This is a genomic window from Endozoicomonas sp. (assembly GCF_965196975.1).
Lineage (GTDB): Bacteria > Pseudomonadota > Gammaproteobacteria > Pseudomonadales > Endozoicomonadaceae > Endozoicomonas.
The window spans coordinates 2,342,287-2,362,425 of sequence record NZ_OZ239981.1 but is presented as its reverse complement, the minus strand read 5'-3'; the positions used below and the strand labels follow the sequence as shown (position 1 = coordinate 2,362,425).

Here is a 20,139-nt window from a genome sequence, read left to right as displayed (position 1 = left end):
AAGATGAATACATATTGGAGACGCCAGGGATGGGGCAGTTAAATAGTCTGGAACGTGAAGAGACGCTGGATAAACTGATTGATAATTTAACGCCCTATGTTCCGGTTGAGCAGCTGGACAGTTTTCGGGAGTTTGTTTACCGGTATTACTCTCTGGATACCCATCCTGACCTGACCAGGGGGCATTGGCAGGATTTGATGGGGGCAACCCAGTCATTCTGGAAATTTATCCAATTCCATAATCCTGATGAGCCCCGAATTGAGGTCATTAATCCGGAATACAATCTCCATGGTTGGCACTCCAACCATACTGTTGTGCGTATTCTGCACAGGGATATGCCCTTTGTAGTGGATTCCGTCAGAATGAAACTCAATGAGTATGGCTCTACGATTCATCTGCTGCGCAATGGGGTTACTTATTCAAGACGCTCTGCGGAAATGACGTTACTTTTTTCTGATGAGCCCGTTGATGGGGAGTTTATCAGTCGTGAAGCCTTTGTATATCTGGAGATAGACCGCTGTGAAGATCAGGCAGAACTCACCGCTTTGATGAGCCAGTTAAGCGGGGTTCTGGCAGATGTTAGCCGTGTTGTCGATGATTTTGAAGAAATGACTGGGCGTGTTAAGCGGCTGGCTGCGGTCATTGGACATTTGAATACTCTGCCTGGCAACTCTGTAGAAGAAGAGGACGATGTTCAGGCATTTCTTGAGTGGCTGCTGGATGACAACTTTACTTTTCTTGGTTATGAAGAGCTCATTGTTACTGAGCATGATGGTGTCCGACAACTTATACGCCCTGCGGAGTCCCTTTTGGGATTGTTGAAGCCAGCAGCTGAGGGTGAGTCTGAACAGTTAGCCCTGGAACCGTTTGTTGAACATGATGTATTTGAATTGACCGAGCGTTTGTCCTTCTCAAAGGCTTCGGTGAGGTCTAGTGTGCATCGCCCGGCTTATCCTGACTTCATTACCATTCGACGCTTCGATGATCAGGGGCGGCTAGTTGGAGAAGCACGTATAGTGGGTTTGTACACCTCTCCGGTGTATCGAAAGACGCCCTATGCCATTCCTTATATTCGAAATAAGGTGTCGGCGATTATTCAACGCTCAGGGCTTGACCCAAGAAGCCATCACGGCAAAGATCTCATTCAGATACTGGAAATTTTTCCTCGGGATGAACTGTTTCAGACGACTCAGGATGATTTGTTTGAAACGTCGATGTCTATCCTGCGTATGCAGGAGCGTAAGCAGATTAAAGTGTTTATCCGGCAGGACCCTTATGGACCGTTCTGTTCGGCACTGGTTTTTGTTCCAAGGGATATTTACAGTACTCATTTTCGCCAGCGTGTCGAGAGGATTCTCTGTCAGCGACTGGAAGCTGAGGACAGTGAGTTTACTACTTATTTTTCAGAATCCATCCTTGCCAGAGTCCATTTTGTTTTCAAATTAAAAGGACGTATTGATTACAGCCTGGATGTTATCACCCGTGAAATCATCCTCGCCGCGTCATCCTGGAGTGATGATCTTCGAGAGTCTGCTCTGGAAGCGTTTGGAGAAGTCCGGGGTAATAAGCTGTTGTCTCGATTTGTGGATGGCTTTAGCGCTGCTTACCAGGAAGCTTTCAAACCTCAATCGGCAGTGACGGACATTCGCCATTTTGAAATGATGAACGCGAACCGACCACTGTCGATGGGCTTCTACCAATCATTGAATGATAGTGACAATCAGGTACACCTTAAGTTATATCATTATATTGAGCCACTGCCTCTGGCAGACCAGATTCCTATTATTGAAAATCTGGGACTACGTGTTTTGGGAGAATATCCTTACCTGGTTCATAGTAGCAGTGATGAAAAGATCTGGATTCATGACTTTCAACTCAGTTTTGATGCCCGAATCAATCTGGATCTGCAAAAAGTAGGCTCAATCTTCCAGGAAGCTTTTGAAAAAATCTGGTTTGGTGAAGCTGAGAATGACCGCTTCAATCGACTGGTGTTATCCGCCGGCTTGAGCTGGCGTCAGGTGGCAATGCTCAGGGCATATTCACGCTACCTGAAGCAGATTCGGGTTGGCTTCAGTCAGTCTTATATTGCTGAAACATTGTGCAACAATATCGACATTGCCCGATTACTGGTGGAGCTGTTTGAAGTTCGTTTTAATCCTCAGCTGGATCTTTCCCAAACTCAGCGTCTTGCTCATCAGCAGCAGATCCAGCAGAAGATTCTTCAGGCTCTGGATCAGGTGTCAGTGCTGAGTGAAGATAAAGTAATACGTTGTTATCAGAACGTCATTAAGGCAACCCAGAGAACCAATTTCTATCAGCAGGATCAGAACGGCAACACTAAGTCTTATATCTCACTCAAAATGGCTGCTCGGGAAATCCCGGATATTCCGAAGCCTGTTCCTCTTTATGAAATTTTTGTTTACTCCCCGATTGTTGAAGGTGTTCATCTCAGGGGGGGGAAGGTAGCTCGGGGAGGCTTGCGCTGGTCTGATCGGGTTGAGGACTTTAGAACGGAAATTCTTGGACTGGTAAAAGCGCAACAGGTGAAGAATGCGCTCATTGTCCCTGTCGGAGCCAAAGGAGGGTTTGTACCTAAGCAGCTTCCAGTTGATGGAACTCGTGAAGCCATTATGGAGGAAGGTATTCGTTGTTATAAGACCTTTATCAGGGGGCTTTTGGATATAACGGATAATCTGCTGGATGGTAACGTTATCCATCCAGATGATGTTGTGATTTATGATCAAAGTGACAGTTATTTGGTCGTCGCTGCCGATAAAGGAACGGCTTCATTTTCTGACATCGCTAACAGTATTGCTGAAGAGTATAACTTCTGGCTGGGAGATGCGTTTGCTTCTGGTGGCAGTGTTGGGTATGACCATAAAAAAATGGGGATTACCGCCAAGGGTGCCTGGGTTTCTGTTCAACGACACTTCAGGGAAAAAGGCATTCATGTTCAGAAAGATGTGATCTCTGTGATTGGTGTTGGCGATATGTCTGGCGATGTATTTGGGAACGGTCTGTTATGTTCTGAGACGATTGCGTTAGTAGGTGCTTTTAATCATCTTCACATCTTTGTTGATCCTAACCCCGATGTTTACCAGAGTTATGAAGAGAGAAAGCGGTTGTTTGATTTGCCCCGCTCCAGTTGGACAGACTATGACACATCCCTGATTTCTGAGGGGGGAGGGGTCTTTTCCCGACAGGCAAAATCAATTGTCATCAGCCCAGCTATGAAACAGCGCTTTGGTATCACAGTAGATCAGCTACCACCCAATGAGTTAATCCGCTGCATGCTGAGAGCTCCGGTTGACCTTTTATGGAATGGCGGTATTGGAACTTATATCAAGTCCATGAGGGAAACGCATGGTGACGTAGGTGACAAGGCCAATGATCCTCTGAGAATTAATGGGTGTGAGGTGCAGGCCAGTGTTGTTGGAGAGGGGGGGAATCTGGGGCTTAGTCAACTTGGTCGGATGGAGTATGCACTCCAGGGAGGAGGGTTGAATACCGACTTTATCGATAACTCCGGTGGTGTCGATTGTTCCGATCATGAGGTAAATATCAAGATCCTGCTAAATGACATTGTTTCCAGCGGTGATATGACGCTTAAGCAGCGGAACCAGCTTCTGGAGAGTATGACTGATGAAGTTTCCAACCTGGTTCTGACCAACAATTACCGCCAGACTCAGGCTATTTCTGTGGTTGAGTCAGATGTCGTTTCAAGAATGGGCGAGTACCGTCGTTTTATGGAGCACCTTGAGAGACAGGGTAAGCTGGATCGTACTATTGAATTTCTACCGGATAATGAAACGATCGCTGAACGCTCAGCTAATGGACAAGGTTTGACCAGACCCGAACTCTCTCTGCTGGTTTCCTACAGTAAAGCGGATCTCAAAGAGGCATTATTGAATTCAACGGTTATTGATGATGAGTACCTTGCTCAGGAACTGTACAGTGCTTTCCCTCAGGTTCTGGTAGAAAATTTCCCGAATGAGATTCAGCAGCACAGGCTACGCAAAGAAATCATCTCAACCCAGATCGCTAATCACCTCATTGATATGATGGGGATTACTTTCGTTCATCGGCTGCAGATGACGACCGGTGCTTCAGCACCTGAGATTGCCCGGGCTTTCAGTGCCAGTCGTGATGTTTTTGACGTTTCCTTCTACTGGAAGATGATTGAACAACTGGATCATAAGGTGTCCAGTGCATTGCAATATAAGATGATGGGCTCATTAATCAAACTGGTAAGGAGAACAACTCGCTGGTTTATTCGTCTTAAGCGTCAGGATTTGGTTCCAGCAGCGTGTATTAGTCATTATGGTCCAAGAGTCCGGCAGTTCCTGAGCTGCTTTACAGATTCTCTTGGTGATGATGAGAGGGATGAGCTGAATAAAGCCGTTGATGCCATGGTGGTTGAAGGAGTTCCAGAGGAGCTGGCTCTGGTAGTTGCAGGACAGCGCTATTTACTGAGTGCACTGCCTGTCATCCGTGCTGCGGATGAAACCGGTGTGCCTTTGGAAGTAGCAATAAGAACCTTCTTTGCAATTGGGTCGCGGCTGGAATTGAGTTGGTATGGAAATGCTCTTTCGCAGCTGGAAGTGACTAATCATTGGCAGTCACTGGCCCGTGACAGTGCCAGAGATGAGCTTAACTGGCAGCAGCGTAAATTATCAACCGGCCTGATAGGCATCGCTCAGGATGGGGTTCCTATCGAGCAGACTATTGATGAGTGGATAGTTAATAATCATGCGTTGATTTCACGTTGGCAGAATATGCTGGCTGATATCCGAAGTGCTCCTCAGGCAGATCTGGCGATGTTTTCCGTGGCCAATCGTGAGTTGATGGATTTGGCTCAGGTCAGCCTGCACGGTAATAATTGACTTGGGGGTGCTCTCAATTAACGTCTGACTACCCGCTCACAGTCTGCATCAGGTCAGTCACTGTCTGTGCTGTGTTGTTATTCCTTCCCAGCCATCAACAACTCAGAATGACGTAAACCATAGGCATTATTCCGGGTTGATGACACAAAGTATCAAGCTAAGCTGCGTTGAATGGCTTGAGCATGGAGCTAGCATGACCTGCGACTTTCGTCTTACTTGAGGGTTTGAATGATCAACTGACTTCATGATTAAAATCTAGTCCTCCTGGTATCTGGAACACTGATCATTCTTTGTTGTCTATTCTTCATTGGTTTTCACTAGCATTGAAGAGTTGCCATGGCAGCGTTGCCCGAGCCTATTTCTGTAAGTCAGCCCAGAATTTGTGAACAGTATGGCCTCCAGCCAGTACCTCATCGTCATCAAGTGGGAGGAGCGTGGCCCTTATTCAACATCTACAGCAACCTGTTTATTAATCCTGGTACCCTGATTACATCAGGAATGATGGTCACTGGCGGACTTTCCTTTATTTCTACTGTCGCCATTCAAGTTGTTTCTGTTCTTATTGGAATGATCCCATTTCTCTTATTTTCTCAGGCAGGGGTTCGGTATGGGATTCCGGGACAGGTGCTGTGTCGGGCGGTGTTTGGTGTCAGGGGAGCCCGCTGGATTACCTCGTTACTCCGGCTTCTGTGTTCCATATACTGGTTTGCTTTCCAGACGGCCGCAGGTTCACTGGCCATAGAAGCAATCTTGAGGAATTGTTTTCAGTTACATGTACCACTGTGGTTGATTTCGCTGGTTTTTGCTTTTTTTCAGGGGGGGGTGGCTATCGTTGGATATCACTACCTTAAATGGTTGTCGGTATTTTCCTTCCCGGCAAAGTTACTGCTTTTTATAACACTCATACTGTTTCTCCTTAATGCCGGAGGCAGTGATGCAGCACCTGAAGTGGTTATTTTTCGGGAGGGGCTTCACTGGTCCTGGGCACTTGCAGCACTCTGGTTTAATACAATAGTGTCTACCTCATTTACCTGTGTAACTGATGCTTCTGATTTTACCCGTTATACAAGATCAGAACGTTCTTTACTGATCGGTACCATCTCAGGTTCACTGGTGGGAACTCTGGTAGCCGCCTCATTTGGTGCCTATGCCGTCATTGCCGGTGGCGCAGCTAATATCAATCCTTTTGAAACCATTACCCAGCTACAACCCAATGTGTTGATTATTTTTATGGTAGCACTGGTTATTTTCCTGGATAACTGGACGATTAACGTGATCAACCTCTATACGGGGGGGCTCTCTCTTTGTAATGCTTTTGAGAAAATCGGCCGGTTCCGGGCAACGATCGTTGTGACCCTGTTAGCAGGATTGCTTTCCTGCTTCCCGGAGGTTATCAGTGGCTACGTTCATCATATGGGAGCCATAGGCACGTTGTTTGCTCCCATCACTGGTACGATGCTGGTGTGGTACTGTTATCAATTCAAGAGTCTGGATGTCTCCTCCCTATACGAAAATGATGGTACCTATTGGTATTATCAGGGGTTTAATGTATTCGCCTGTTTATTGGTTCCCCTGGCATTTTTTGCGGGTTTTTTGATACCAGAGTTCTGTATGCCTGCTGTGCTTCTACTGTTTTTTACTGCTTTTCTTTATTGGTTATTTATTCGACTGCAGCCAGGTATCAAAACCATTAAGTGGAAACGCTCTGTCCCTGTTGACTAAAAATGCTTTCATTTAATCCTTTGTCAGGGGTTAGTGAAGATGTTTGTGGAAAAATAAGCGATATTTTTATTTTTTATCTGCTTTTCCAATTAATTATTCGAAAAGCAGTTACTTTTCGAATAAATATTCTGGTAAAAAAGGCGGTCATGACGTGCACTCCGGGCTTTCTTATCCTCAGTACTGTGATACTATCTTTACGTAATCCTCACAAACCAGTAGTACTTTCATGTTCAGGAGTTCCATGATTTGGTTGGTTTGCTAAAGTCTTAGTATTCCGCTTATTTCATAACGCTATTCACGCTGACCTGACAATCTGAACTGCTCATTGCTTGCATTGTATTGGTTGATTTTTCAAGCGATTTAAGTGCCCTGAGTATGGAATGTCTTTTGGCTGATTATTCGTCAGAATTCTTTCCTGGTTCAAAAGTATTTATAACTGTCGTTGAGATTATAACTTTCCGGTGAAGCCTCACTGAGGGTACTCTTGCTCGTCTGGGCAGTAGCAACAGCCTGTTGCAAAGACGTCAGAAGGAATATTCCGGCATACCACAAGTGCAGGCCTCATGGAACTAAAGGATCTATTTGGGGTGGTTTCCAGTCCCTGCAATTTTGACTGATAAAAACTTGAACGTAGTACAGCAGGTAAATCATGAGTCAAGCCCAATCTTTTTATGAACGAATGGCCAGCAGCAGTCTGGTGTTAAGGATCATCATAGGTATCGCACTCGGAGCTGCTCTGGCAGCTATTTCACCAGATACGGCGATTTCAATCTCTTTTCTCGGTTCCCTGTTTGTAGGTGCTTTGAAGGCGGTTGCACCGATTCTGGTCTTTGTGCTGGTGGCTTCATCCATTGCCAATCAGAAGCAGGGGCAGCATACCAATATGCGACCCATTGTTTTTCTCTACATTCTTGGAACACTGGCCGCTTCTTTTGTGGCAGTCTCCATGAGCTTCCTGTTTCCGGTTACCTTGACGCTGGTTACCAACAGTGGTGGTGCTTTGCCACCGGAAGGCATTATGGAAGTTCTCCATACCCTCCTTTTTCAGATAGTGCAGAACCCAGTTGAAGCTCTGCTTACAGGCAATTTTATTGGTATTCTTGCCTGGGCTATTGGCCTGGGTCTGGCATTGCGCCACGGAAGTGAGTCGACCCGGGTTATGGTTCATGATCTTTCGATGGCAGTTTCTTCCATCGTGCGTTTTGTCATTCAGTTAGCTCCTGTTGGTATTTTTGGACTTGTAGCCAACACGATTGCCCAGACAGGATTCAGTGTGCTACTTGGATACAGCAAACTGCTTGCTGTGTTGGTCAGCAGTATGTTGATCATCGGCTTTGTTGTTAATCCTCTGATTGTTTATCTGAAGATTCGTCAGAACCCTTTCCCTCTGGTCCTTCGCTGTATTCGGGAAAGTGGCGTTACCGCTTTCTTTACACGCAGTTCTGCAGCCAATATTCCTGTGAATATGCAGCTGTGTAAGAGTCTTGACCTGCACGAAGATACTTACTCTGTATCCATCCCCCTGGGGGCTACCATTAATATGGCAGGTGCAGCCATTACGATTACCGTCATGACGTTGGCTGCTGTTCACACACTGGGTATTTCAGTGGATCTGCCAACCGCTCTGATGTTGAGTGTAGTTGCTGCGGTTTCTGCCTGTGGTGCCTCCGGCGTGGCGGGTGGCTCGTTGTTATTGATTCCGCTGGCATGTAGCTTGTTTGGTATTTCTAATGATATAGCCATGCAGGTGGTTGCCGTTGGTTTCATCATAGGCGTTATCCAAGACTCCCTGGAAACGGCATTGAACAGTTCTACGGATGTGGTATTTACGGCAGCGGCATGTATTGCAGCTGAAAGAAAGGAAAGCGTTCTGGCTGGGACTCCTTCGGTGAGTGTATAAATATCCATCAGAAACGTGTGTTGCCAGCTTTTGAACAAGGCTGGTAACACAAACGATGAAGTAAACGTTTTGGTTATTTAATGCATATTTCATTGTTGTATGATTTGCTGTGAGCCAGCGCAACGTGAGCGTTATGGGTGTTCCATTCTATATGAGCGGGCAAGAAGAAGTTCCAAAAGTATTACGGTCACTCTTTGTTCAAACTGTGGGTCATTAAAAGCTTTTTCTAGGTCATCATCGGCAATCTCAGACTGTCCTCTAAAAGACTCTTCAAGGGCACAGCTGACCGCTTGATGCCTCAATTCATCAAGTAGGTCGGTGAGCTCGAGAGTTCTCTTTTCCAGGAGGTTCTGTTCTACCTGTTCATGAGTGCTGTGCCATGCTGTTTCTGGAGAAAACGGATGATTTTCTGTGTCCCGGTTCAGGAGGATATGCATTTCACTTATTCTTTGCAGTTTGTCCTTAACCCACATGCCCATGGCGACTTTCTGAAGGTGTGTTTTCAGCGTTCCAATAATTGTTGGTAAATCACTTCCAGGTGCTTCTGTTCCACACATTTTGATCAGTGTCATTTTTGCCAGTTTATTTTTGAGTGTTAGCTGGTCCTCAATTGCGACTCTTAGCCTTTGTGTGCCTGCCATAACTTTGAGTTTCAGGGAGGGGCAGATAATTTGGTCGTTGATATCCTCAATGGAGGGCGTATCCGGTTTTTCATCCAATGCTTTTAATTCATCTTCCATGACTTTTATATCATTTACATACTTCTGTATTTCAACGGCATCAACTTTAAGTTGAGTAGCAATACTTGGTTTTTCAAGGTCTTCAACGACGGCTTTGAGATACCTGTCTTTGTTAGGGCTTTGGCCCCAGAACTGTTCCCAGTATCTGGAAAGCTCAATATAAATATCATAGTCCTGATGGGGAGATTCTTTGGTCATGAGCTGCATCTTCTGAACTATGGTTTGGCTGACTTCTTGAATGCATCTTTTGGCTTCACGAGCGGCTTCGCTATCCTCTGAAAATTTTCTTGTTACGTAGTCACTAACAGCCTGCTTTACAGGTCGTGTCAACCTTTCAGTTTGATTCTGCAGGTAAAGTATTTTGTTAAAACTGGAAGTAAACAGGGAAATGCCGGTGATAACAGCAGCAATTATCGGACTTGCAAAGATAGAAAAAATACCAACCATGAAAGCTAGAGCGGTAACGGATGCTGCTAAAAATAAAGATAAAATAAGAATGCCTGTTGTTTTTTTAAACTCAAGGCGCAGTCGTTTCCAGTTAACTGTGTCGTCACTTGGTTCTGTAACGGCTTGTTTATACAAATCATAGACTGTGTAAGCTTGAGTAATGGCAGGTCTGAGGTGTTTTATCACATTGCCAGTTTGGCTAATGTATCTGGCTCTTTCGGCAGCCGCATAAAGGCTCAGGGACGAAACAGCATTGCCGGGCATGTCTGAAACAAGATAGTACAAGAAGTGTTCCGCATACTGGGCACAATACAACCAGCGGATAAGCGTGGGCCTCATCGGTTCAAAACATAATTCGGAAACGTAGGTGGGTAATAAGCTTCTGATGAGTCTATTTGGCGAAAAATCCCAAAAAGCACGAAATATATCATAGTAATCGAGAGCTTCGTGAATCTTACCCGCTATGTCGCAGCACATCTGAAACTGTTTTATGGTGTCAATTTCCTCTGGATCACAGTTAATGGTAGGGGAAGGTATATCCTGAGTAAAAGCAGCACCAAGTGCATGTCCTTTTAGGCTGCTCATGAAAATATTGTATGCGTCTGACAGTGCAGGATCTGCAGAAAACAGGCTTTTAAAACGAGCGTATAATGTAAAAATTTTTCCCATTTCGTGACGGAAATGTCTTGGGTTTCGCTGTGCTATTGCTTGCATTTTTGTGGTTGCTTCTTGCACTACCACTATCAGTTCTTTTATTTTTTTCAGGCAGGATTTATCTCCGCTGCATAAATAATTAACGAATTTTTGTATGCATTCCCGGGGGGAGATCTGAAAAATTTTATTAACTTCCTCGTAGAAATTATAATCAGAATCAATAAGAAGTTTTTTATAGTAAAGGTCAGCCTCAATATCTTTGAAGGATTTTTCCAGTTCAAAAACAGAGTCTACTACGGTAGAAACAATAGGAGTCAAACCCGAGTTGGCACTCATTGGCCTTGGACCTAACTTTCTACTCTCTCTTGCCGCTTGTTCGGCCAGCCTTATGTTGATTTCAGCGTTGTTGCTGGTTCTCAATGGCGAGAGATTTTGCTGTTTACTGATAATTTGATCAGCTATCTTCACCAGTAATTGCTTCAGCCGGTCAAAGAGGTCATGTCTGCATTGACTCCATTTCCTGACATTCTCATGGCAGTCATTAGATTCGCAGGTTTGTGTTGCATCGATATATTTTAGAACTGCGTTAAAAAAATGTTTCTCTTCAGTGTCACTATACGATGAAAGTGTTTCATATATGTATGCTTCACTGGTAGGAGCTAATTGATACCAGATATATTGGTGATGGGGCGCAGGAAGAGCCCTCAGAAACCGGCAAATTATGATGGCGGATAACCGTAGACGTTTTTCATTAAGCTCTCTCAATTTCAATTTTTTTGGGATTTTATTTTGGATTAAATCCAGCAGACGGAATTGTTCTCTGGCCTGAAGCAGCTCCACAGGACTTGCTCTTTCCAGTTCAAGCGTATGAAGACTCTGTATCAGGTGTCTGGCATGAGCCATACAGAAGGTATCTTCAAGGTGCTTTTTAAGTCCCGATAGTAAGGGCGATCTCAACAGTTGGGTGATAGCGGCCTGAGCGTGCTCGTGAGGACTTTGACTTTGTTTGAATGCCGCTATGGCAGCTATCGCCAGGTAGTCAGCTTCCAATTGTTTGTGAGTTCGCGCTTTAGGAGTGATTAATTCTTCAAAAAAGGTTTCTGTGTGGTAAATAACCTGGTCGCAACGCTTTTTGAGATAGTATTCCAGTATGTCTCGCTTTGATAAATCATAATCAAAGGCAATTGAAACAAGAGGCTGCTCTGTTTTCAGTGCATGACGTTGTTCGTATAGTGTGTCAAACGCACATCTCAGATTCGCTTGTTCTTCCGGTGTCACCTGAGCTGAATCAGCTTGTTGATTTGATGAGGGGCTTCCGTCTACAAGCCGGCAAATAAAAGCGACTATTATCTCAGGAGGAGTTTGCTGAAGCTCAGGAGTTCTTCCAGTCCTGATTAATTCTTTTAGATGCCGTTCCTCTGCCTCTTCGATTTCAGGCCATCTGTCAAGGTAAGGTTCGCTGTCAAATGAGAGATACTCGCTTGCTACCGATGTTGTGTCCTCTGATGACCCTTCTGTCGCTGAAAAGTATGAGGAGCTTGATGGCCATGTTGGGGGAGTTTGACATTGTGCGGCTTGTGTTCTTTCTCTTTCATCTTCGGAGAGCCCTGATCCATCAGAACCTGTTGTCTCTCTGGGCCAGTCGAGATCCCATCTAACGATTTCCTCCAGCGTTAATTCAGCATGGCGTTTTTCTGGCGTAAATGCGGTAGCATTGTTGGTGCCAGCTTCTTTCGTTATCGTAGAGGGCAGTGTTGTACGCTCGGTTCTGAGTCTTGAGTACCTTCGTTTGTTGCGCTTACATCCATGCAGATTAGGATCCTCCTCGGAGTCTGCTGTGTATCCATTTAATTGATTTTTGGTTGATACTTTGTCTGTCCGCCTATAACCGAAACGCGGCTTACCCCTTTGTCTGAAAGTGCGTGACTGGTGTACTGTTGTTTCAAAAACTTGTGTTGAACGAGGGTCAACATGATGAACCATTCTGTGACTCTTGGGTTGGTAATTTTTTTAACCAAATGTTCAGACCAATTCTGCTTATAATTGTTTCATATGCTTATTGTAAATAAATGGAGGGTGATTGCTTAATGCGCTTGCTTAGGGTGCTTGCAGATAAAAAAAAGTGTTGTTTATTATTTTTATGATGATCGGGAAGTCGTGATGCAATATTGATTTGTGATTTGTGATTTGTGATTGGTGAGTAACTATTCAGCACCCTTCATATAAATCTGGAATTTTCTGATTTTTCGACCATCATCTTATACTCAATTTTTCTAACAAATCTCCAGTATGGAACCAGACTTCCCAGCTACTCCGTTTACCGAAGCTCTCCTTAAAGAGAATGAAGAGCTTCGGACCGAGAATGCGCTTTTATGGGAACGTTGCAGCGAACTGGAAGAAAGGGTTAATAAAAACAGTCAAAACAGTAGTAAGCCACCATCGTCAGATGGTTATCAAAAGCCCAGTAAAAAAGGGAGTGATAAAGGTGATACATCTTCCAAAGAAGCCCCCTGCTCCTCACAGGAAACACCGAACCCCAAAAGCCTTAGACCATCTTCAGGCAATAAACCAGGTGGCCAGAAAGGTCATCAAGGCTCTTGTTTGAGACGTGTCGCCTTACCCGATTATGTCAGGCATCTGAAGGTTGAAAAATGTTGCTGTTGCCAGTCTTCGCTTATCGATATTAAACCCACCAAATACATTGAGCGACAGGTTTTTGATCCAGGTAGACCCGGAGAATTTGAAGTTACCGCGTACTGGGCAGACGTTAAAGTATGTCCTTGTGGTAAACGGAACACCGCTGAGTTTCCCCAAGGAGTGAAAGCCGCTGCTCAATACGGAGAAGTGACTCAGGCAATGGCTGTTCATTTAAACCAGTATCACTTCATCCCATATCACCGGGTGTCTGAGTATTTCAATACTATTTATTGCATGAGTGTCAGCGCAGGCTCTGTTGCCAATTTTGTTGCCTATACCCATGAGAACCTGGCCTCTACTGAGCAGAGTATCCGCGATGCTTTACAAGAAAGTCCGGTTGCAGGAGCGGATGAAACTGGCATGCGGGTTGACGGTTCACTGTGGTGGTTACACATTATGCGAGATGACCAATGGACGCTTTACTACCTCTCAGAAAGGCGAGGTTGTGAAGCAATGGATGCAATGGGCATCCTGCTGACTTTTGCAGGCATTCTGGTTCACGATCATTGGAAGTCCTACTTTGCCTATGCGGCAGTGCATGTGCTTTGTAATGCCCATCATCTGAGAGAGCTTCAGGGAGTTGTCGATAGGGATGCGAATAAGCTGGCTCTGCGGCTGATGAAATTGCTTACGCTCTCCTGGCACTTCTGCAAGAAATACAAAGCAGCCGGTCTGACTCAAATGCCTGGTGCAATACAGCTTCGCATTGAGACGATATACGACCAAATCCTTCAAAGGGCTCTCACGAAGGAAACCGCTTATATGGAAAAACAACGACAGGTGCTTGGACGTAAGAAGGTCAGGAATACCAAGGCCTACAACCTGTTCAAAAGGCTTATTGAGTTTAAGGTTGAAACGTTGCGCTTCATGTCGGACTTTTCAATTCCCTTCGATAACAATGGCAGTGAACGTGATGCCAGGATGGCCAAACTTAAGCAGAAGATCTCAGGCTGCTTCAGAAGCGAAGACGGAGGTACCATGTTTACCCGAATCCGAAGCTATTTATCATCTGCTAAAAAGCAGGGGTTGAACATATTTCAGGCGCTTCTTAAAGCGGTTCGAAATTACAACAATACGCCTTTGCTGGGTGCTGAATAGTTACATTGGTGATTTGTATAACGATTGGTCAGTCTGTACTGAGGCAGCTCTAGACGTTAATCCTTAGAGACAAGCGGGATAAATGTTCGTATAATCCCCCGAATTTTGTCTGGCGCATACTGATCGATCACTCCTATGTATAAATTGACACGAAGTGCCCTGTTTTGCCTCTCTGCTGAAACTGCTCATGATTTCGCGATGGAAATGATCAGTGCAGGGGAACGTCTTGGCCTGACCCGGCTGATTTCGCCGACGGTTCCGTCAAAGCCGAGGGAAGTGATGGGATTGACCTTTAACAACCCGGTTGGGTTGGCTGCAGGGCTTGATAAGAATGGAGAGTGTATTGATGGCCTGGGCAGTCTGGGGTTTGGCTTTCTTGAGCTGGGAACCGTGACACCGGTTGGGCAGCCAGGAAACCCAAAGCCAAGAATGTTCCGTATCCCCGAGAGGGAAGCGTTGATCAACCGGATGGGGTTTAATAATCTGGGGGTAGATCAGCTCGTCGCGAATGTTCAAAAAAGCCGATACAAAGGCATTATCGGTATTAACATTGGTAAGAACCTGACCACGGCGGTAGAAGATGCCAATAGCGATTATCTGACCTGTCTGCGTAAAGTCTATCCTCACGCCGGTTATGTGGCCGTTAACCTGTCTTCTCCAAATACACCGGGGTTAAGAAAGCTCCAGTATGGTGATGCTCTGAAAAGCCTGCTTTCAGCGCTGAAGGAAGAACAGGCATTACTGGCTAAAGAACATGGTCGCCAGGTGCCTCTGGCCATCAAAATTGCCCCGGATATGACCGATGAGGAAATTGCAGCGGTTGCTGCCGAGCTGGTGTCCTATGAACTGGATGGCGTTATTGCTACCAATACGACACTGGATCGGGATAAGGTCAGCGGGTTTGCGACAGCCGAGGAAGCGGGAGGTCTGAGTGGAGCTCCTTTGAGTGATAAGTCTACGGAAGTGATTCGACTGCTGGCTGGAGAGCTCTCTGGTAAACTGCCGATTATTGGTGTCGGTGGTATTATGGATGCACAGACGGCAGCGGATAAAATCAAGGCAGGAGCCAGCCTGGTACAGATATACTCTGGCTTTATATACAAGGGGCCAGAGTTGATTCGTGAGGCGGCTGAAGCCGTATATTCTGTCGAATCGTAAAAGAAGCTGTATTTTAGAGAATCAGGTGATTTCTGAAAGCCCCGGAAGGGGCTTTTTGTCAGCGCAATCAGAGCAGGTCGGCTGAATAGGTGTGAGAGAAGTTATACATTCGGTGTAACCCCGAAATTCCCGTCATTCCTTCCCAGTTATCAACGCGACCTTCTCGCCAGCCACTTAACCACGACTGGCGTAAATCTGGCTCCTGATGGGGGCAGATGTCCTTGGAGCGGCCAGACAGGCCTACTTGGTATCCTTTATTAAAGGCTCTATCTGATTTATCCCTTTTGTGTCTTTTCAACATGGTAACTGCCTCTTGCTGATTTGGTTATTGACGGCCTCCCTGGCGCCTCAGGCTTTCTTTCAGAATTACCACACAGCTGACTTCACCCAGTGGTGGGGGTAACTAGTCACTGGTGCTAACTGTCCCCCAAAAAACGGTGTGGGTAAAGAGCCAACTGAAGAAAGTATTCACCCAAGGAAAGTCAATGTTCTAAGTTTTATCCAAATCTGACGCTTTTGTTGAGAAAACATTGAGAATTTTTAGTTAATAAAAGCTGTTGTTTAGCTTTTTCAGGAATATGACGTTATGAGTACAACGATGCTGACTCTGTTTGCCAGTTGTCCCAAGGGAGTGGAATCCCTGCTGACAGAAGAGCTGAAGGAACTGGGAGCCAGTGAAGTGGCGGAGACCGTTGCCGGAGTCAGCTTTGCCGGTAACCTTGAGCTGGCATACAAAGCTTGTCTGTGGTCTCGTCTGGCCAGCCGGATTCTGCTGCGCATAGGCGAAGTGGACTCTTCCGATAAGCATGCTCTGTATCGCGGTGTTCAGTCTTTTGACTGGGATGAACATCTGGACCAGGGCTCCAGCTTTCGGGTCGATTTTAACGGTTCTACGCCAGATATCACCCATACCCGTTTTGGCTCCCAGTTTGTGAAAGATGCGATTGTTGATCAGCTGCGAGATCGTCATGGTTGGCGACCATCCGTTGATAACGCCAAGCCGGATCTGAGAATTAATGTGCATGCCAGAGGTGATAATACCTTTGTGGCCATTGACCTGTCAGGCCAGAGTCTACATGAACGCGGTTATCGGCTGGAAGCAGGCGAAGCACCTCTGAAAGAAAACCTGGCGGCAGCGATTTTGTATCGAGCTGGCTGGCCTGCACTGGCAAAACAGGGCAGCACACTGCTGGACCCTATGTGTGGTTCAGGAACCTTTCTGATTGAAGGCGCCATGATGGCCGCAGACATTGCTCCGGGGTTGCTGAGGGCCCGTTTTGGCTTCGATAAGTGGATGGGGCATATTCCCAAAGTCTGGCTGACTGTCCTTGAGGAGGCTCGAGCACGTCGCACGACTGGCCTTGCTGCGATTAATACGACTATCGTCGGTTATGAGGGGCTGCCAAAAATTGTCGGGAGAGCGAGGGCAAATATTCAGCGTGCCGGTTTGGGTAAACTGATTACTGTCAAGCAACAGGAGCTGGCCAGTCTGAAGGTTGATCCGGAAATTCAGTCTGGTCTGGTGATCGCGAACCCACCTTATGGTGAGCGTATGGGGGATGAGGCCAGCCTCGTTTATCTCTACAAACACCTTGGCGAAAAAATCAAACAGCAGACGCCGGGCTGGCAGGCGGCCATCTTTACCTCGTCACAGGCGCTGGTCAGAAGCCTGGGGATGGGGCCGAAGAAGAGCTATACCCTGTTCAATGGCGCACTCTCCTGTAAGTTGTATCTTTATGATGTTCGTGAGCGTCAGGTTGACCAGCCAGCTTCTCAGCAGACCCGTCAGGACAATGTTGTTAATACCTTCAAGGCCAGTACAGCTGGTGGTGAAATGTTTGCCAACCGTTTGAGGAAAAACCTGAAGCAGTTGGGTAAGTGGGCCAGAAAAGAGCATATTGACTGTTATCGTCTTTATGACGCTGACATGCCGGAATATGCCGTTGCCGTTGATCTCTACAGGGACTGGGTTCATGTGCAGGAATACGCAGCACCAAAAAGCATTGATGAGACGAAAGCCCACCAACGGCTGCTGGAAGCGCTGGAAGTGATTCCTGGTGTATTGGGTATTCCGGAAAATCATGTGGTCTTCAAGCGCCGTGAGCGACAGTCAGGAAAGCGGCAGTACGAAAAGCTTGAGCAGTCGGGTGATATGCTTGAGGTGAAAGAAGGAGAGAGTCGTTTACTGGTGAACTTGAAGGACTATCTGGATACCGGACTGTTTCTGGATCACCGGGAAATGCGTCTGCGCATTGCCAGAGAAGCTGCTGGTAAGGATTTCCTGAACCTGTTCTGCTATACCGGAACGGCAACCGTTCATGCCGCGGTGGGCGGTGCGGCCAGTACTACCAGTGTCGATCTTTCGAATACCTATCTTGGATGGGCGAGGAAAAATCTGGCGCTGAATGGCCTGGTGGATCGCAAGCATCGGCTGGAACAGGCAGACTGCCTGCAGTGGCTGAAGCAGGATACACGGCAATATGACCTGATCTTTATGGATCCCCCCACCTTCTCAAACTCCAAGCGGATGCGGGGTGTATTTGATGTGCAGGAAGCGCATGTTGAGTTGATCGAGCGGGCAATGGCCAGGTTGAAACCGGGTGGGGTACTCTACTTCTCCAACAACTTCCGACGTTTCCAGCTGGCGAAAGAGCTTGAGCAGAAGTTCAGTGTTGAGGAGATTACTGTTTCTACCATTGATCGTGACTTCCAGCGTAGACCGGGTATTCATCGATGCTGGTGTATTCAGCGCTAACTCTTTATTTTAGTGGCAATTAATATTCCCAGCACTTATCCCTTTAAAGGGTATAAGTGCTGGGAATATTTTTTTATTGTATGTTTGAACGCATTAACTAAGTTTTTTGCTAGATAAAAATTTTAATCTAGTAATTGATAACTCATCTTATAAGATTATTGTTTTATCAAACTGTGAAGTGGTGTTTTTTCTTTACTGTATTGGTAGAAAACTCGATATAGACTAACCTTTGTTTTGTCTATAAATACCAAATGATCTCTGAATGAAACCTGAATCTTTAACACCGTATTTGACAGAGCCTATTCAGGCTACTCGTGCTGGCGATGAGGTTGTTATTGATCAGCAACCTACAAATAATAAAGAGCAGAAGCCTTATGATACTGAATCTCAGGGTTCACGCTTATCTCATCGAAGTTCTGCCAAAACGAAAGGGATAAGTTTGATTGGTTTCTATTGTACAGATAGTCAAAAGACTCGAGATGAGTTTGATGACGACTATTGTTGTTATTGCATCAGGTTGGGTAAAGAGCCAACTCCTGATAGCTACTATAGAGATTGGTATGATAGTCAGGCGCCAATCCCTAGATAAAAAAATAAAGAAGATGTAAAGAAAGCTATTGAAGAATATGAGTCTGTTCCTATTCCAGCTAATTTGCAACAGGCTGATCTCTTGCGAAAAGATCTGGCATTATTTGAGCCTCCTGCCGCAACGCCTACTATTCAACCTAATGAGGTGGCATTCTCTGGCTGGCGAATAATCGGGAGTGTTGCTACAAATGGGATTATCTCTGCAGCTCCCAGAAAGCCGCCACCACTAAAAGATCCTATTATTGAGGATCCAATCGCGGAGATGCAGAAAAGACATCAGGAGCGTATAAGCAAAAATAATTCAATTACAGTTAGTGATGCCGCTGATTTGATTGGTAATACCGTGCAATTAGCGGGTGTCCATAGTCATGGTGGTGGCCTGAAACCCAGACTAGGGGGGCATAAACAATTTACTGGGGGCGACGCAAGCGAGGTTGTTTCCCATGTTACTAAAAAAGGCTCGTCAGGTAGAAAAAAACAAGAGCGAATTAAACAGCATGCAGAAGATATAAGAAATCCGGGGGCGAGAAGTATTCCATCAGCGAGTAGACGGGGGCGCCAGGCTCAAGCTGTTGCTGAGTCAATTAGAAAACCGGATTTAGGGAAAGCTATAAACTCTCGTAGAGCTGAAGCGACTCATGGAGGGGTAATGTTAAACACTGCTCTGGGAGTCTTAAAAGGTTGAAAATCCGGGCTGCTTGAAAGGATTGAAATAGTCGGTGGAAATAGCTGGTGTTGTGAAATATTGTTATCTTTCGTCTTTATTTGATCTCAAGAAAAGCCAATTCCCCATCATACGCTGTATTTATTTTAATCTTGTTAGAATTTTTTGGCGTCAACCGCTTGAAAACAGGATTAAAGTTTAAATTTAATGTTTTCTAAGGTTTTTTTTCTGTTATGTCAGTATGTTAGAACTTGTACTTATGTCTAGGATTGGTTAGATTCGCTCTCCACTGAAGGAGGGCAGATTGCCTTCTGTTCTTCTGATGATTCCAATAAATACAAGAAGGCGGTCATTCAGGATGGCCCGTGAAGGAGTACTTGAGTTTATGAATCAAAATCTGGCAACCCGTATTCTTGCCTCTCTGGTAATTGGTCTTGTGCTGGGTAGCGCAATTCAGCTCTTTGCCAGTTCGGATGGTTTTTTGCAGACCTATCTGGTGGGTGGTTTGTTCCATGCTGGCGGCAGCATCTTTGTTGGGATGATCAAACTTCTGGTAGTGCCACTGATCTTTATCTCCATCGTCAATGCAGTTTGTAATCTGGAAGACGTTGGTCAGTTTGGACGTCTCGGCTTTAAAACCTTTGGTTTGTACCTGATCAATACTGTGGTCGCGATTACTGCTGCGATTGGTCTGGCCATGGTGGTTCAACCGGGGATCGGTGCTAACCTGGGGCTGGCTGATGAGTCCCTGACGTTAAGCCGTACCAGCCTGCCAAACCTGCTGGATATGGTAATAGCTGTTGTACCAACGAAGGGTGCTCTCTCAATTTGAT

At 45.8% G+C, this 20,139-nt stretch carries 11 protein-coding genes; 9 read left to right on the top strand and 2 right to left on the bottom strand.

All coding sequences use genetic code 11. From position 1 onward, the window contains the following. Positions 1–29 precede the first annotated feature (29 nt). The 3 genes from ACOCLE_RS10535 (at position 30) to sstT (ending at position 8,505) form a co-directional block, all read left to right on the top strand. Positions 30–4,883: an NAD-glutamate dehydrogenase gene (locus ACOCLE_RS10535; protein WP_419536661.1), complete on the top strand. Its 4,854-nt coding sequence runs from the start codon at positions 30–32 to the stop codon at positions 4,881–4,883. Positions 4,884–5,219: 336 nt separating this feature from the next. Then, complete coding sequence (locus ACOCLE_RS10530; RefSeq protein ID WP_419536660.1) at positions 5,220–6,605, top strand: purine-cytosine permease family protein; 1,386 nt, start codon at positions 5,220–5,222, stop codon at positions 6,603–6,605. A 649-nt stretch (positions 6,606–7,254) separates the two neighbouring features. Next, on the top strand, positions 7,255–8,505 hold the full coding sequence (gene sstT, locus ACOCLE_RS10525) for a serine/threonine transporter SstT (RefSeq protein ID WP_419536659.1): 1,251 nt from the start codon (positions 7,255–7,257) through the stop codon (positions 8,503–8,505). 131 nt (positions 8,506–8,636) lie between these two features. Here sstT and ACOCLE_RS10520 read toward each other — a convergent pair whose 3' ends face one another. Further along, positions 8,637–12,329: a hypothetical protein gene (locus ACOCLE_RS10520; protein WP_419536658.1), complete on the bottom strand. Its 3,693-nt coding sequence runs from the start codon at positions 12,327–12,329 to the stop codon at positions 8,637–8,639. A gap of 306 nt (positions 12,330–12,635) precedes the next feature. Here ACOCLE_RS10520 and tnpC point away from each other — a divergent pair, with 306 nt between their 5' ends. Together tnpC and ACOCLE_RS10510 are read left to right on the top strand one after the other, a co-directional pair. Next, positions 12,636–14,141 (top strand): IS66 family transposase, encoded by a 1,506-nt coding sequence (gene tnpC, locus ACOCLE_RS10515; RefSeq protein WP_419536657.1) that lies wholly within the window; start codon positions 12,636–12,638, stop codon positions 14,139–14,141. Positions 14,142–14,276: 135 nt separating this feature from the next. After that, positions 14,277–15,299 (top strand): quinone-dependent dihydroorotate dehydrogenase, encoded by a 1,023-nt coding sequence (locus ACOCLE_RS10510; protein WP_419536656.1) that lies wholly within the window; start codon positions 14,277–14,279, stop codon positions 15,297–15,299. Positions 15,300–15,366: 67 nt separating this feature from the next. On the opposite strand, the gene rmf is transcribed toward ACOCLE_RS10510, so the two are convergent. Beyond that, entirely contained in the window at positions 15,367–15,600 is a 234-nt protein-coding gene (rmf, locus tag ACOCLE_RS10505) for a ribosome modulation factor (RefSeq protein ID WP_419536655.1), read from the bottom strand. Positions 15,601–15,885: 285 nt separating this feature from the next. On the opposite strand from rmf, the gene rlmKL reads away from it, so the two are divergent. From rlmKL to ACOCLE_RS10485, 4 genes are all read left to right on the top strand, one after another. Continuing rightward, positions 15,886–18,054 carry a bifunctional 23S rRNA (guanine(2069)-N(7))-methyltransferase RlmK/23S rRNA (guanine(2445)-N(2))-methyltransferase RlmL gene (rlmKL, locus tag ACOCLE_RS10500; protein ID WP_419536654.1) on the top strand — a complete coding sequence of 723 codons (2,169 nt, stop codon included), beginning with the start codon at positions 15,886–15,888 and terminating at the stop codon, positions 18,052–18,054. Positions 18,055–18,316: 262 nt separating this feature from the next. Then, positions 18,317–18,643: a hypothetical protein gene (locus ACOCLE_RS10495; RefSeq protein WP_419536653.1), complete on the top strand. Its 327-nt coding sequence runs from the start codon at positions 18,317–18,319 to the stop codon at positions 18,641–18,643. Positions 18,644–18,724: 81 nt separating this feature from the next. After that, entirely contained in the window at positions 18,725–19,327 is a 603-nt protein-coding gene (locus tag ACOCLE_RS10490; RefSeq protein WP_419536652.1) for a hypothetical protein, read from the top strand. Between the two features lie 364 nt (positions 19,328–19,691). Continuing rightward, positions 19,692–20,138 (top strand): cation:dicarboxylate symporter family transporter, encoded by a 447-nt coding sequence (locus ACOCLE_RS10485; RefSeq protein WP_419536651.1) that lies wholly within the window; start codon positions 19,692–19,694, stop codon positions 20,136–20,138. The last annotated feature ends 1 nt before the right edge of the window (position 20,139 follow it).